This is a genomic window from Alloyangia pacifica (assembly GCF_003111685.1).
GTDB lineage: Bacteria > Pseudomonadota > Alphaproteobacteria > Rhodobacterales > Rhodobacteraceae > Salipiger > Salipiger pacificus_A.
Map to the genome: position 1 here is coordinate 1,747,788 of NZ_CP022189.1, position 14,737 is coordinate 1,762,524.

Annotated in this window: 14 protein-coding genes; 8 read left to right on the forward strand and 6 right to left on the reverse strand. The window is 68.0% G+C overall.

All coding sequences use genetic code 11. The annotated features are described in order from the left end of the window. Window positions 1–103: 103 nt before the first annotated feature. Together aroB and CEW88_RS08380 are read right to left on the reverse strand one after the other, a co-directional pair. On the reverse strand, window positions 104–1,234 hold the full coding sequence (gene aroB, locus CEW88_RS08375) for a 3-dehydroquinate synthase (RefSeq protein WP_254694370.1): 1,131 nt from the start codon (window positions 1,232–1,234) through the stop codon (window positions 104–106). Beyond that, on the reverse strand, window positions 1,234–1,803 hold the full coding sequence (locus CEW88_RS08380) for a shikimate kinase (RefSeq protein ID WP_108965870.1): 570 nt from the start codon (window positions 1,801–1,803) through the stop codon (window positions 1,234–1,236). Before CEW88_RS08380 ends, aroB begins: the two co-directional genes overlap by 1 nt. Window positions 1,804–1,897: 94 nt before the next feature. On the opposite strand from CEW88_RS08380, the gene CEW88_RS24730 reads away from it, so the two are divergent. The 3 genes from CEW88_RS24730 to CEW88_RS08390 are packed head-to-tail and all read left to right on the forward strand — an operon-like array spanning window position 1,898 to window position 4,543. Next, window positions 1,898–2,047, forward strand: a complete 150-nt coding sequence (locus CEW88_RS24730) for a hypothetical protein (protein WP_176476714.1) — start codon at window positions 1,898–1,900, stop codon at window positions 2,045–2,047. Then, window positions 2,037–3,620 (forward strand): hypothetical protein, encoded by a 1,584-nt coding sequence (locus CEW88_RS08385; protein WP_108965872.1) that lies wholly within the window; start codon window positions 2,037–2,039, stop codon window positions 3,618–3,620. Before CEW88_RS24730 ends, CEW88_RS08385 begins: the two co-directional genes overlap by 11 nt. Further along, entirely contained in the window at window positions 3,617–4,543 is a 927-nt protein-coding gene (locus tag CEW88_RS08390; protein WP_108965874.1) for a site-specific tyrosine recombinase XerD, read from the forward strand. The genes CEW88_RS08385 and CEW88_RS08390 overlap by 4 nt, the downstream gene beginning before the upstream one ends. A 117-nt stretch (window positions 4,544–4,660) precedes the next feature. Here CEW88_RS08390 and pyrH read toward each other — a convergent pair whose 3' ends face one another. Beyond that, on the reverse strand, window positions 4,661–5,386 hold the full coding sequence (gene pyrH, locus CEW88_RS08395) for a UMP kinase (protein WP_095883193.1): 726 nt from the start codon (window positions 5,384–5,386) through the stop codon (window positions 4,661–4,663). 97 nt (window positions 5,387–5,483) lie between these two features. Between pyrH and miaA the strand changes: the two genes are divergently transcribed. The 3 genes from miaA (at window position 5,484) to CEW88_RS08410 (ending at window position 8,902) form a co-directional block, all read left to right on the forward strand. Next, entirely contained in the window at window positions 5,484–6,377 is an 894-nt protein-coding gene (miaA, locus tag CEW88_RS08400) for a tRNA (adenosine(37)-N6)-dimethylallyltransferase MiaA (protein ID WP_254694371.1), read from the forward strand. A gap of 141 nt (window positions 6,378–6,518) precedes the next feature. Further along, window positions 6,519–8,189 carry an ABC transporter substrate-binding protein gene (locus tag CEW88_RS08405; protein WP_108965878.1) on the forward strand — a complete coding sequence of 557 codons (1,671 nt, stop codon included), beginning with the start codon at window positions 6,519–6,521 and terminating at the stop codon, window positions 8,187–8,189. Between the two features lie 113 nt (window positions 8,190–8,302). After that, window positions 8,303–8,902 (forward strand): glutathione S-transferase family protein, encoded by a 600-nt coding sequence (locus CEW88_RS08410; RefSeq protein ID WP_108965880.1) that lies wholly within the window; start codon window positions 8,303–8,305, stop codon window positions 8,900–8,902. Window positions 8,903–8,906: 4 nt separating this feature from the next. Here CEW88_RS08410 and CEW88_RS08415 read toward each other — a convergent pair whose 3' ends face one another. Next, window positions 8,907–10,073, reverse strand: coding sequence for a cytochrome-c peroxidase (locus CEW88_RS08415; RefSeq protein WP_108965882.1), 1,167 nt, complete (start codon window positions 10,071–10,073; stop codon window positions 8,907–8,909). Window positions 10,074–10,251: 178 nt separating this feature from the next. Continuing rightward, window positions 10,252–10,872, reverse strand: coding sequence for a lytic transglycosylase domain-containing protein (locus CEW88_RS08420; protein WP_108965884.1), 621 nt, complete (start codon window positions 10,870–10,872; stop codon window positions 10,252–10,254). Between the two features lie 278 nt (window positions 10,873–11,150). Here CEW88_RS08420 and ssb point away from each other — a divergent pair, with 278 nt between their 5' ends. Further along, entirely contained in the window at window positions 11,151–11,678 is a 528-nt protein-coding gene (gene ssb / locus CEW88_RS08425) for a single-stranded DNA-binding protein (RefSeq protein ID WP_108965886.1), read from the forward strand. A 117-nt stretch (window positions 11,679–11,795) separates the two neighbouring features. Here ssb and CEW88_RS08430 read toward each other — a convergent pair whose 3' ends face one another. Continuing rightward, complete coding sequence (locus CEW88_RS08430; protein WP_108965888.1) at window positions 11,796–13,880, reverse strand: hybrid sensor histidine kinase/response regulator; 2,085 nt, start codon at window positions 13,878–13,880, stop codon at window positions 11,796–11,798. Between the two features lie 326 nt (window positions 13,881–14,206). Here CEW88_RS08430 and CEW88_RS08435 point away from each other — a divergent pair, with 326 nt between their 5' ends. Continuing rightward, window positions 14,207–14,515, forward strand: a complete 309-nt coding sequence (locus CEW88_RS08435) for a hypothetical protein (protein WP_108965890.1) — start codon at window positions 14,207–14,209, stop codon at window positions 14,513–14,515. Window positions 14,516–14,737: the final 222 nt, after the last annotated feature.

Sequence of the window (14,737 nt, forward strand, 5' to 3'; positions counted from 1 at the left end):
TGCCGGATATGCGTATTTTCAGAAAGAAGAAGCCCGGAGATCATCGCGGACCTCCGGGCTTCTTCTCTTTTTCAGGTACGCCTCAGGGGCAGCAATGTGCCGCTCAGCGCCCGGCCAGGGCCTCGCGCAGCAGCGCCAGAACCGTCTCGCGCGGCACGTCGGCGGTGACAAAGGCGCGGCCGATGCCGCGGGCCAGGACAAAGCGGATGGCGCCGTCGAGCACCTTCTTGTCCTGCCCCATCAGATCATAGAGCACTTCTGCCGAAGGCAGATCGCCGGGGATGTCCGACAGGTCGCGCTTCATACCCATCTCGGAGAGATGCGCGCGCAGCCGCGACGGATCCTCCTGCGGGCAGAGCCCGAGCCGCGCCGAGAGCTCGAAAGCCAGCGCGCTGCCGATCGCCACGCCCTCGCCGTGCAGCAGCCGGTCCGAATAGCCGGTCGCCGCCTCGAGCGCGTGGCAGAAGGTGTGCCCGAGGTTGAGCAGCGCGCGGTCGCCCTGCTCGGTCTCGTCGCGCACCACGATCTCGGCCTTCATCTCCACCGAGCGGGTCACCGCATGAGCCAGTGCCGCAGGGCGGCGGGACAGCAGATCCTCGGCGCTCGCCTCTAGCCAGGTGAAGAACGTCGCGTCGCCGAGCAGCCCGTATTTGACCACTTCGCCGTAGCCCGCGAGAAAGTCGCGCGGCGTCAGCGTCTGCAGCACATCGATGTCCGCCAGCACCAGCGAGGGCTGGTGGAAGGCGCCGATGAGATTCTTGCCCGCGGGCGAGTTGATCCCGGTTTTGCCACCGACCGAGCTGTCGACCTGCGCCAGCAAGGAGGTCGGGATCTGCACGAAGCGCACGCCCCGGCGCAAGATGGCGGCGGCAAACCCCACGAGATCCCCGATCACCCCACCACCGAGCGCCACAACGATGTCGCGCCGCTCGACCTTCTGCGCCAGCAGCCACTCGGTGACCCGCTCGAGCTGGGCCCAGCATTTGGTCGCCTCGCCCGGGGGCAGAAGCAGCGCCTCGCAGCTGATCCCAGCGGCGGCGAGTCCCGCCTTCAGCGCCGGCAGATGCGCCGCGGCAACGGTCTCGTCGCTGACCACGACGATCCGCTTCCGGGTGCCCAGCAGCGGCGCGATCTCTGACCCGGCGCGCGCCAGCAGCCCGCTGCCAATGCGCACATCATAGGCCCGCGCCCCCAGATCCACATGCACGGTCCCCGCCTGCATCGCCTCGTTCATCAGCTTTCCTCCAGCACGTCCGGGCGTGTCTTCAACGTCTCGATCACCTTGCGGGCCATGGCATCGATCGACAGGCCCTGCTCCGATTTCACCGCCAGGTCCGCCAGTGCGTAAACCGGCACGCGGCGGTCGTAGATCTCGCTCAGGGTGGCCAGCGGATCGGGGGTGCGCAGCAGCGGCCGGGTGTCCTTGTGGCGCACCCGCCCCCAGAGCACCTTGAGGTCGGCATCGAGCCAGACGGCGACGCCCTTCTCGGTGATCATGCTGCGGTTGCCCTCGGCCATATAGGCACCGCCCCCGGTCGAAAGCACCGCCGGGCGAGCGTCGAGCAGCCGCTCGATCACCTGGGATTCCTTGCGCCTAAAGAAGGCCTCGCCGTCGCGGGCGAAGATCTCGGCGATGGTCATGTTGGCCGCCTTCTCGATCTCGGCATCCGAATCGCGAAACGGCACATTCAGGGCAGAAGCCAAGGCCCGGCCGACCGCCGATTTCCCCGCCCCCATCATGCCCACAAGCACAACTGTCTTTTTCAACTTCGGGTTCAATCCCCTTGTTTCTCGGCCTTGCATCGCCAATTCTGCCTCCTGAGGCCGTGAATGACGTGTCACTGCCAAAAAGGCTAGGTATAAGTGACAAAAAACATGAGGCAGGACTACTGAGCATATGGGACGATTGTTCAAACCCCTTCTGATCCTTCTTCTCCTCGCGGCAATCGCGCTGGTGGCCTACGCCTATGTCGGGCCCTATTTCGGCGCGGACTTCTCGCCGCCACAAACGGAGATCCGCCAGCCCGTGGAGCTTGATGCGAACTAGGTTCCTCCTTTGCACGCTCGCTCTGGGCGTGCCGACGGCCGTCGCCGCCGAGGCCCCGCTTGCCGCCATCGACTGGCTCAAGCGCGACCCGGGGATGAGCGCGGCCCTGCCCCTGCCCGATCCCGGGCCGCAGGGCGGAAGAGCCGTGCCGCACGCCGAGCGCCCGCGCCGCGACGAGCCCCCCGTGGCCGCCTCGGGTGGCACGCCCGACGTCGAGAGCGCACCGCTCGAGGCCCCCAGCGCCGAGTCGGCGGGGCTCCTGTCGAGCGCGCTGACCGGGCTGCCGCGGACGCTCTGGTCGGGCTCCGACGCAGCCCAGCTCGCCGCGCTCATCGCGCAGACGGAACCCGCGGTGCCCGCGCTCTCGGCGCAGCTTCTGACGCTGCTGCTGGCCGAGGCGGATGCGCCCGCGGGCAATGGCTCGCTGCTGGTGGCGCGGATCGACCGGCTGATGGAGGAAGGCGCGGTCGATGCCGCGCTGGCGCTGGTCGAGCAGGCCGGCGGCAGTTCCAACCCCGAGATCTTCGCGCGCTGGCTCGACCTGTCGCTGCTCGCGGGCAACGACGACGAGGCCTGCCGCACCCTGGCGCGCAAGCCCTATCTCACCAAGGACATCGCCACCCGCATCTACTGCGACGCGCGGGTCGGCAACTGGGAACACGCGGTCACCGTCTACGGCTCTGCCGGGGCGCTGGGGCAGATCGGCGCGCGCGATGCCGAACTGCTGGCGCGCTTCCTCGACCCCGAACTGGTCGATGCCTCCGAGCCGCTCAACCCGCCAGCGCGGCCGACGCCGCTGGAATTTCACCTCTTCGAGGCCGTAGGCGAAGCGCTGCCCACCCAGCCGCTGCCGCGCATGTTCGCCGCCGCGGACCTGTCGGGCAACAGCGGCTGGCGGGCACAGATCCTCGCCGCAGAACGCCTTGCGCGGCGCGGCACGCTTTCCGAGAACCGCCTGCTGGGCATCTATACCGACCGCGAGCCCGCTGCCTCGGGCGGGGTCTGGGACCGCGTCGCGGCGGTGCAGGATCTCGAGGCCGCGCTGAACGCCGGGCGCGGCGATCTGATCGGCCCCGCGCTGATCGCCGCCTGGCCACAGATGCGCAGCGCCGGGCTGCTGGTGCCCTTTTCCGAGCTTTACGCGGCGCGGCTGCAGGGGCTCGACCTCGAACCGCGCGCCGCGGCGCTGGCGCAGCGCGCCGCGCTGCTGTCGCCGGACTACGAGGAGGCTGCCCGCCGCCTGCCCGCGCGCAGCGGGCTGATCCGCGCGGTGCACGCCGTGGCGCAAGGCGAGATGCCCGACACCGTCCCCCTCGCCCCCGCCGCCCAGGCCATTGTCGAGGCCTGGCGCCCGGATGCCGAGGTGCCGCCGGAGTTGGCCAGCCTGCTACGTGACGGCAAGCTGGGCGAGACGATCCTGCGGGCCATCGCGCTTTTCCAGTCCGGTGCCGAAGGCAACCACGCCGATCTCACCGGTGCGCTGGCGACGCTGCGCCGGGTGGGGCTCGAGGACACGGCGCGCCGCGCCGCCATCCAGCAGATCCTGCTTTCGGACGAAGGCGCACCGCTGTGAGCGCCGCCAACTGGGTTTCGGCCTTCCTCGAGGCGCAGGCCGCCGAGCGCGGCGCCGCGGACAACACGCAGGCCGCCTACGCCCGCGATCTCGCGTCCTTCACCGGCTGGCTGGCAGCGCGCAAGCGCGACCTTGCCAGCGCGCAGCGCGGCGACGTTGAGGACTATCTGGTCGCCTGCGAAGCCGAGGGGCTTGCGGTCTCGACCCGCGCGCGTCGGCTCTCGGCGATCAAACAGCTCTACCGCTTCGCCTTCGAAGAGGGGCTGAGGGCCGACAACCCGGCAGTGCAGATCGCCGGGCCGGGCCGCCCCAAACGCCTGCCCAAGACGCTCTCGACCGAAGAGGTCGACCGGCTGCTCGAAGCTGCCGAGGCCCATGGCCGCAGCGCCGACGACCGGATGCGCAACACCTGCCTGATGCAGCTGCTCTATGCCACCGGCATGCGGGTGAGCGAACTGGTCACGCTGCCGCTCTCGGCGGCACGGGGCGATCCGCGCATGCTGCTGATCCGTGGCAAGGGCGGCAAGGAGCGCATGGTGCCGCTCTCGCCGCCGGCGCGCGTGGCGCTGGCCGAGTGGCTGAACCGGCGCGATGCGCAGGAAACGCTCAAGAAGACCGAGGGCAAGCCCGCCTCGAGCTTCCTCTTCCCGTCGCGCGGCAAGGCCGGGCATCTGACCCGCCATGCCTTCTACATCATGATCAAGGATATTGCCGTGGCGGCGGGCGTCTCGCCGGCCAAGGTCACCCCGCACACGCTGCGCCACGCCTTCGCGACGCATCTTCTGGCCAATGGCGCCGATCTACGCGCCATCCAGACCTTCCTCGGCCATGCTGATGTGGCGACCACCGAGATCTATACCCATGTTCTCGAAGAGCGTCTGCGCGAGCTCGTGCTCGACCATCACCCGCTCGCCCGGGACTGACGCCGCCGCAGCGCGCTTCGCCATGTCTCTAAAATAGGAGCCCGCCGCGCCCTTGCTTCCAGGCGGGAATATCGCGGGGGTGCGGGGGTCGAGCCCCCGCTCGCCGAACCTCTGGGATCAGGCGTGCACCTCGGTATAGGTGCCTTCGCCGGCCAGGATGCCGCGGAAGCCGCCCGGCTCGTTCAGCGAGAAGACGATCAGCGGCATCTTGTTGTCGCGCGCCAGCGCGATGGCCGAGGCGTCCATCACCTTGAGGTTGTCGCGCAGCACATCGTCGTAGGAGATGCGGTCGTAGCGCTTGGCCTCAGGGTTGGTCTTGGGATCGCAGTCGTAGATGCCGTCGACGTTCTTGCCCATGAAGATCGCCTCGCAGGCCATTTCGTTGGCGCGCAGCGACGAGGCGGTGTCGGTGGTGAAATAGGGGTTGCCGGTGCCCGCGGCAAAGATGCAGACCCGCTTTTTTTCCAGGTGGCGCACGGCCCGGCGGCGAATGTAGGGCTCGGCCACCTCGTCCATGCGGATCGCCGAGATCACCCGGGTGAAGACGCCCAGTTCCTCGAGCGCCGACTGCATGGCGAGCGCGTTCATCACCGTCGCCAGCATGCCCATGTAGTCGGCGGTGGTGCGCTCCATGCCCTGCGCCGAGCCGGCGAGACCGCGGAAGATGTTGCCGCCGCCGATCACCATGCAGATTTCGACACCCATGTCGTGCACCGACTTCACTTCGCGCGCGATGCGCTCGACGGTCGGCGGGTGCAGACCGTAGCCCTGGTCGCCCATGAGCGCCTCACCCGAGATTTTCAGCATCACACGCTTGAAGGTGGTTTGGGGCTGCTCGGTCATGTTGCGCTCCGTCTGTGCACGATCCAAATTGCGGCTATATGTGACCGAAAACATCCGCGTCTGCAATGCTGAGCGCCCCCGCAAGAAAGGATCGCCGGTGGCTGATCTGGTGAAACAATATGCGCCCGATCCGAGCCTTCCGGTGCTGATCGCGGGGCCCACCGCCAGCGGCAAGTCCGCGCTGGCGCTTGAAATCGCCGAATCTGCGGGGGGCGTCATCATCAATGCAGACGCGATCCAGGTCTTCGACGACTGGCGCGTGCTGACCGCTCGTCCCCCGGTAGAAGACGAGGCGCGGGTGCCACACATGCTTTATGGTCACGTGCCGGGCAGTCATGCCTATTCGGTGGGCGACTGGCTGCGCGATCTGCAACCGCTCCTTGGCGGAGCGCGGCCGATTATCGTCGGCGGCACGGGACTTTACTTCTCGGCGCTGACCGAGGGCTTGGCGGCGATTCCCGAGACCCCGTCCGAGGTCCGCGCCCGCGCCATGGCCCGGCTGGAGGCCGGGGAGCTGCAGGCCATGGTTGCAGAGCTTGATCCCGAGAGCCGCGACCGCATCGATTGCCACAACCCGATGCGGGTGCAGCGCGCCTGGGAGGTGCTGACCGCCACCGGGCGCGGAATCGCGGCCTGGCAGGCCGAGACGCCGCCGCCGCTGTTGCCGCTGGGGCAGGTTCAGCCGATCCTCTTCGACGTGCCGAAGGACTGGCTGAACGCGCGCATCGCGCGGCGCTTCCGGCTGATGGTCGAGGGCGGCGCTCTCGACGAGGCCCGGGCCAACCTGGAGAGCTGGCACCCCGCCCTTCCCTCGGCCAAGGCCATCGGCGCGGCCGAGCTGATCGGGCACCTGCGGGGCGAGCTGAGCTTGGACGAGGCGGTGGAGCGCGGCGCTATCCTCACCCGGCAATTCGCCAAGCGCCAGCGCACCTGGTTCCGCGCACGGATGAAGGACTGGCCACGCCACTGCCCCGCGGAGGCGCTGGCATGACACCGCGACGCAGCGGCGCACCGGCCTGCCGGAACCTCGAGTTTCACTGCGCAGCGATCGCGTTAGTCGATTGACGTAGCGTTGCAATTGATGCGCAATGGGCGGGCAGATGACCGCAGAACGAGCAAAGGGGAAACGCAGATGAGCCGAGGCCGTAACGCGCAGTGCATCCACCCCGCGGTGCGGCAGGAGCTTTGCGATTTCCGGCAGGGCCTCGTGACGCGACGAGAGTTTCTCACCCGGGCAACGGCGCTCGGCACCTCGGCCGTGATCGCGCGCGGCATGGTCGGCATGGCCGCTGCCGAAGAGACCCCCTCCGAGGCACCGCCGGGCACTGCGCTGCGCATCCAGATGGAGGTGCGCCCGCTCAAGGATCCGCGCACCTACGACTGGTCCGAAATCGCCAATATCTCGCGCGGGTGGCTCGAATACCTCGTCGAATATAACCGCGATGGCAGCCTTCGCGGCATGCTGCTCGAGAGCTGGGAGGCCAGCGAGGACGCCGCGCAGTACCTGCTGCATGTCCGCCCCGGCGTGACCTGGACCACCGGCGAGCCCTTCACCTCGGGCGACGTGGCGCGGCTCATGGGCTATTGGTGCGACCGCAGCGTCGAAGGCAACTCGATGGCCGGGCGGCTTGCCGCCCTTGGCGATCCGCAAACCGAGCGGCTGGCCGAGGGCGCGGTTGAAGTCCTTGACGATCTGACCCTGCGCCTCAACCTCGCCTATCCGGACGTGGCGATCATGGCGGGCCTGTCGGACTATCCCGCCGCCTGCGTCCACGCGCGGCACGATCCGGCGACCATGCTCACCGACCCCATCGGCACCGGACCCTACCTGCCCGAGGAGCTGGTCCCCACCCAGCGCGCCGTGCTGGTGCGCAACAAGGCCCATGCCTGGTGGGGGGCCGAGGCCGATGGCTGGGGCGGCGCCACGCTTGAGCGGATCGAGTTCCTCGACTATGGCACCGATCCGGCCTCCTGGCTCGCCGCCGCCGAAAGCGGCGAGATCGACATGCTCTACGAGAACGTCGGCACCTTCATCGAAGTGGCGGATCTGCTGGGCTGGCAGCGCTCCGAGGTGGTCACCGGCGCGACAGTGGTGCTGCGCGGCAACCAGCAGGCGCTGGTGGACGGCCGCGCGGCCTATGCCGACAAGCGCATGCGCAAGGCGCTCCAGCTTGCCATCGCCAACGATATCGCGCTGGAACTCGGACACGCCGGGCTTGGCACGGTGGCCGAGAACCACCACGTCGCGCCGATCCATCCAGATTATGCCGAGGTCGGCCCCACCGAGTACGACCCCGCCCTCGCCCTGCCGCTGGCGCAGGAGGCGGGCTTCGGCGATCTCGAGCACGAGCTGGTCACGCTCGACGACGGCTTCACCCGGCGCACCGGTGACGCCTGCGCCGCCATGCTGCGCGACGCGGGGTTCAAGGTGAGCCGCAAGGTGCTGCCCGGTTCGGCCTTCTGGCAGGAGTGGAAGGACTACCCGCTGTCGATCACCGAGTGGAACCACCGTCCCCTGGGCATCCAAGTGCTGGCGCTGGCCTACCGCAGCGGCGAAGCCTGGAACGAGACCGGCTACGCCGATGCCGAATTCGACGCCATGGTGGCCGAGGCGCTGACCATCGCCGATGCCGAGGCCCGCAAGGAGATCATGGCCCGCATCGAGCGCAAGCTGCAGCAGGACGCGGTGATCGTGCAGCCGTTCTGGCGCTCGCTCTACCGCCACGTCCGGCCCGGCGTGCTCGGGGCCGAGATGCATCCCTCGTTCGAAATCCACCTCTACAAGCTCGCGCTGGAGGTCTGAAGCTCGGCAGAGGGTTGCCAAGCGCCGCTGCCAAAGATGACAGCGGCGCGCTTCTCCGGCAGGCTACCGCCCGGAGGCAACGCCGCATTTCAGCCCCCTTGGAGGACACCCGCATGCTGACGCTCTACCATGCGCCGCGCTCACGCTCGACGCGCATTGTTCAATTGATCCGCGACATGGGCATCGAAGAGGATGTCGACCTTCGGATCGTGCAGATCCCGCGCCAGGACGGTTCGGGCGCGCGCGACCCCGACAATCCCCACCCCGAGGGCAAGGTGCCGACGCTGGTGCACGACGGTGCGCTCATCCGCGAGAGCAACGCGGTGATGCTCTATCTGACCGACCTCTATCCCGAGAGCCCCATGGGCCGCCCCGTCGGCCACCCGTCGCGCGGCGCCTACCTGTCCTGGCTGGCCTGGTACGGCAATGTCTTCGAGCCGGTCTACGTGCTGCAGGTCGCCGGGGTCTCGCATCCGATCACCCAGGTCACCTTCCGCGACGTGCCAGAGGCGGTGGCGCGGCTCTCGGAGGCCTTGGCCGAAAAGGACTGGCTGGTGGACGACCAGATCAGCGCGGCGGATCTTCTGGTGGCCTCGACCTATGGCTGGTTCCAAGACCTCGTCCCCGACGATCCGCGCATCAAGGACTGGGTCGCGCGCTGCCTGTCCCGCCCGGCCGTGACCTCGGTCATCGAAGAGGAGATGGCGCGCTGAAGGGTCAGTCCTCGAGCAGGTCCTCGTAGCGCGCGTCGGTCAGCGTCTTGAGGAAGGCCACCAGCGCATCCACGCGCTTGTCGTCGAGCGCGGGCCCGTCGGTCAGCTCGGGCGCAAGGTTCTCTGCGACCTCGGGGGGACCGAAGGGGGCATCGGTCTCGGGATTGATCTTCCGCGCTTCGTTGCGGGTGTTGTAGCTGTTGTAGAAGAGGATCACCGTCCGCAGATCCTCGAAGACCCCATTGTGCATATAGGGGGCGGTGACCGCGACGTTGCGCAGCGTCGGCGTGCGGAAGGCGCCCCGCAGGGTCTCGTCCGCCGGGCCGCCATCTTCGGTCAGATGCGCGTTCTGCAGCAGCCCGCCGTCGATGAAGCCGTCCTCGGACCCGTTCGACCCCCGCAGCACGCTGTTCGCCGGAACGCCAAGGTTGTGGAAGCGGTAATCCGAGAAGGTCTCGGCAGGGTCCACAGCGCTGCGCCGAAGCTGGTGGCACTGGTTGCAGTTGGTGAACTGTTGCGAGAAGAACAGCAGCCGTCCGAGCTCTTCCTGCTTGGTCAGTTCGGCCTCGCCGCGCAGGAATCGGTCGTATTTGGAATCGAAAGGCGCGAACTCGGGCCGCCGCTCGAATTCGGCGATGGCGTGGGTCATGGCGGCATAGCCCGCCTCGGGATCGTCCAGCGTGCCGGGACCGAAGAGCGCGCCGAAGGCGGCCACGTAGTCCGGGTTCTCGCGCAGGCGTGCCACCACCTCGGACTTGTCCCCCATGCCCATCTCGGCGGGGTTGAGCGGCGGGCCGCCCGCCTGCTCCTCCAGCGTCACCGCGCGCCCATCGTGGAACAGACCGCCGCGCCAGCGGCCGTCCTCGTCACGCGCCAGTTCGGGCACATGCGCGGCATAGCTCACCGTGGGCGCATTGCGGTCGCCGAGCGAGGCGCCATCATCGCCAATGGAGGCGGCGCCGCGCGGGTCGGCGAAGGCATAGGCCGGATCGTGGCACGTGGCGCAGCTTTGCGAGCGAGTCTTCGACAGGTTCGCGTCGAAGAAGAGCGCCTCGCCGAGCGCATCCATGCTGTCGAACCCGGACGAGGCCGCGGACACGCAGGCCACACCCAGCCCGCCCACACCAAGCGCAAGAACGGCGGCGGACGCAAGTATGGCGGCATGACGCATGAGAACTCTCCTGTGGACCTGTCAGCGGGGCTCGGCGGTGTCGATCCGACCAGTCTGGCCCTGCGCCGCGCGTAGCTCCTTGATCGGGATCAAATCCCTAGCCTTTATGTCAGGCATATCAGGCAAAGCCCTCCCTGCGTCAAGGGAGGCGGAGGTCACCGGGGCCTGCCGGATAGGATTACCGGCCCCAGATCACCTTCACGTAGTTCATCGTCTCGCGGTACGGCGGGATGCCCCCGTGCTTCTGGACGGCGCCCGGCCCGGCATTGTAGGCCGCCAGCGCCAGCTGCCAGGAGCCGAACTTGCGGTATTGCTGGATCAGGTAGCGCGCCCCGCCCTCGAGGTTCTGGGCCGGGTCATGCGGATCGACCCCGAGCTTGCGCGCGGTGAACGGCATGAGCTGCGCGAGGCCGATGGCCCCTTTGTGCGACAGCGCCTTGGGATTGAATCCGGATTCCTGCTGGACGAGGCGCAGGAAGAGATCCTCGGGCACGCCGTGCCGCCGCGCCGCCTGTCGGGCGAGATCGGCGTAGGGGCCACGATAGCTGCCCCGATAGCTCGGCACCGCGCCCTCGTTGCCGCCCATGGGGCCCCATTTCGTCGGGGTCACCACGCGGCTCGGCTGCAGCCGCACCGAGCTGTTGTATTGCTGAGACGCGCGCCCATCGAGCACGTTGGTCTGTTTGGAGAAGAGCCGCACCCGGCTCTTGGATGAAAGCACCTCTGCCGAGACCGAAGTTCCCGACAACACCAGAGCACACACCACTCCGGCCAGCGCCCGCGTTGCGTAATTGCGCATCACGTCCCTGTCCCGCTTCGCTGTTCCCTTGTCGCCCGACTATACAGATAAATTGACCCTAGGCCAGCTTGCCGGACACCCTCCTACCGGCGGATTTCCGCGCGACATTGAGCGCTTGGGCACATCGGGCCCGTGGTGTAGACCTGTGCAAACACTCCGCCTGCGGGGATTCGCAGACGTGCGAAAATCCCGGCCAGGCACAGGAAATCGCGCCGTCTGGGCAACAGGCGGCGACCAGACAAACGACCAGACGAAACGACCAAGAATAAGGGGATGACATGGCCGGCTCCGTGAACAAGGTGATCCTGGTAGGCAATCTCGGTGCGGACCCCGAGGTGCGCACCTTCCAGAACGGCGGCAAGGTCTGCAACCTGCGCATCGCCACCTCAGAGAACTGGAAAGACCGCAACACCGGCGAGCGCCGCGAGCGCACCGAGTGGCATTCGGTCGCGATCTTCAGCGAGCCGCTTGCGCGGATCGCCGAGCAGTACCTTCGCAAGGGCTCTAAGGTCTATATCGAGGGCAAGCTGGAGACCCGCAAGTGGCAGGACCAGTCCGGCCAGGACCGCTACACCACCGAGATCGTGCTGCGCCCCTTCGGCGGCGAGCTGACCCTGCTCGACAGCCGCCAGGGTGGCGGCGGCGGTGACTTCGGCGGCGGCTCGGGGGGCGGCTACGGCGGTGGCTCGGGCGGTGGCTATGGCGGCGGCAACGAGGGCGGCTACGGCGGCGGCTCGGGCGGCGGCTACGGCGGCGGCGCGGGCGGTGGCGGCTCGCGCGACATCGACGACGAGATCCCGTTCTGAGGCGTGTTTTCCACGGATGCGATCTCGCATCCGGGACACCGGAAATACGAAAGGGCTGGCCTGCGCCAGCCCTTTCTCTTTTGCACGAAGCCCCTCGGACCTATGCGGTCCTGCGGCCTACACAGGGTTGATCAGCTCACCGACCCTTCCAATGAGCACATCCAGATCGAAGGGCTTCTGCACGATCTCGACGTCCGCCGCAGGCAGCTCGCCCCCGAGCGCCGCGCTCTCGTCATAGCCGGTGACGAAGACGACCTTCAGCCCCGGCAGCTCGGCGCGCGCGGCCTCGGCCAGCTGGCGCCCGTTCATCCCGCGCGGCAGGCCCACATCGGTGAGCAGCAGATCGACCTGAGGCGTCCGCGCGAGCGCCTCCAGCGCCTCGGCCGCCGTGCCGGCCTCGAGCACGGAGTACCCCCGGTCCCGCAGCGCATCCACGACCACCATCCGCACCAGGACCTCGTCCTCGACCACGAGCACCGTCTTTTCCGGCGCCGCGGCCAGCTCGGTATCGCCGCGCTCTTCGGCGTCCTGCTCCACCTCGACAGCCTCGAAGCTCCTCGGCAGGTAGAGGCTCACCACCGTGCCCGCGCCAACCTCCGAAGTGATCTCGGCCGCGCCGCCGGACTGCTGGGCAAACCCGTATACCATGGACAGGCCGAGCCCCGTGCCCTCGCCCATCGGCTTGGTGGTGAAGAAAGGCTCGAAAGCCCGGTCGATCTGCTCGGCGGTCATGCCGCTGCCGGTGTCAGACACGCGGATGCGCAGGTAGTCCCCCGCCTCGAGACCCATGCTCTTTGCCTTGGTGCGCGCCATGCTCTGGTTCGAGAGGTGGATCGTCAGGCTGCCGCCCTCGGGCATGGCGTCGCGGGCGTTGATGCAAAGGTTCAGCAGGGCGTTCTCGAGCTGGTTCTGATCTACGAGCGACAGCCAGGGGGTCGCGTCGGCGGTTGTCCTCAGCTCGATGTGCGGCCCGACCGTGCGCTGCACCAGGTCGACCATCCCGGCGCAGAGCTTCACCACATCGGTCGGCCTGGGCGCGAGGGTCTGCTTGCGGGCGAAGGCCATGAGCCGCTGCGTGAGGTTCGCTGCGCGACTCGTCGCGTTCCGGGCCGCCGACAGATATCGCCCGATCTCGTCGAGGCGCCGTTCTGACAGCCGCGCACCGGCCATCTCGACCGAGCCGGCGACCGCCGCAAGAAGATTGTTGAAGTCATGCGCCAACCCGCCGGTGAGCTGGCCGACCGCCTCCATCTTCTGGGCGTGGCGCAGCTCTTCCTCCCGGGCCATCAGCGCGGCGGTCTGTTCCGACACTCGGCGCTCGAGGGTCTCGTTGAGACGGAAAAGCTCGGCCGTCACCCGATCGCGCTCGGCCTCGACCTCGCGCCGGCGGCTGACATCCATCAGCACCCCGGAAAAGGACTCGGACTTGCCGTGAGCATTGAGCTCGACCCGCCCGCTTGCTTCGATCCAATGATACTTGCGGTCCTCGCGCAGAACACGGAATTGATCGAAATAGGATCCTCCCTCGCGCAGCGCCGCCTCGATATCCGAGATCAGCCGCGGCTTGTCCTCGGGATGAACGTTCTCGACCAGGTCGTCGAGCTTGAGATCGCCAAGCTCGGTGACCTCGCGCAGCCCCATGGCCGAGGCGAGCGCCGCGTCGACGGTGAAGACGTCCCGAGGGACATCCCAGACCCAGGTGCCGACGATCGCCCCGGCCTCGAGCGCGAGGCCGACGCGGCGTTCGCTCTCGCGCGCGAGCTTCTCGCTGGCCCGTATCTCGGCCTCGGCACGTTTGCGGTTGGTGACGTCACGAAAGAGCACCGCGACCTGCCCGAGGCTCTTGGGCTCGACCCGCCGCGCCGAGACCTCGATGAACCGCCCGACCTCGGAGAAACTCCTCTCGAACCGGATTGGCGCGCCATGTTCCAGCACGTCGCCGTAGATCTTCACCCATTGCCGCCCGTCGTCGGGTGCAACGTCAAAGACGGTTTTCCCGACGATCCCCTTGATGCCGGTATGACGCTCGTAACCCGAATTCGCTTCGATATGCATGTAATCCGACAGTGGCCCATCCGGCCCGTCGATGAACTGGATGATGCAGAACCCGTCGTCGATCATCTCGAACAGCGCCTGACGACCGGCCTCGCGCGCGTCATCCTGGGCCGGCGCCCTCTCCGGCTCAAGAACGGGTGCCGGCATTCTACTCTTGATAAACGGCAGGCGCATCGCGGTGTCCGACATGTCAGGGGATATACCTCCTGCAATATAGAGGGGGTCCCTGCCGCGCAAAGGCCGCCCACTGGCAAACCTGGCCTGAACGTCATGAAATCCGTGGCTGACTTTGGGGAAACGCGACGATACCGCGCCCGGCCGGGCGGGCGATTGCGATGGAAAGGTGAGACGCGGCGAAGCGCGGATGTCCCGGCGCCCCTGCCAGAGCCCGAAGTTATCCTAACGGTATCTCGCGACCTGAGCTACCATGGCGTGATCTATTGATTGATTTAGCAACTTGGGGGACCGCATTCATGGAAGGTATTGCAGCAATAATCGTTCAGGCGATCGCGGGTATGGTCGGGGGCGGCGTGGCCGGTCAGCTCGTGAAGACCGTCGGCATGGCGGTGCTTCCAAAGCTCCTTTCCGGCGCCATCGGCGGCATCCTCGGCGGTTCCGCCATCGGTGCGATCCTCGGTGGCGGCGATCCGACCGCGGCCGCCGATGCGGCCGCCGCCGCGGGCGGCCTCGACATCGGCGCGCTGATCAGCCAGCTTCTGGGGGGCGCCGCCGGGGGCGGTGTTCTGACCGCGATCGTCGGCCAGTTCCTCGGCAAGAAGTAAGGCGCATCGAGGCGCGGGTCCGGCACGGCAGACGGGTCCGCGCCGAGGCGCAGAGGCTCCACCGCCTGCGCAGACCCACGCGCAGACATGGCCGCAGACAGGGACTGCGAGACCGCAGAGCGCGCCGGCACTGGCGCAAGGCCGGCACGACGCAGGCGATCCCTTTTGCCGCGGATCCGGCCAGAGCCTTGAAGACCAAGGCCGCGCGCCCCATAACTCTCT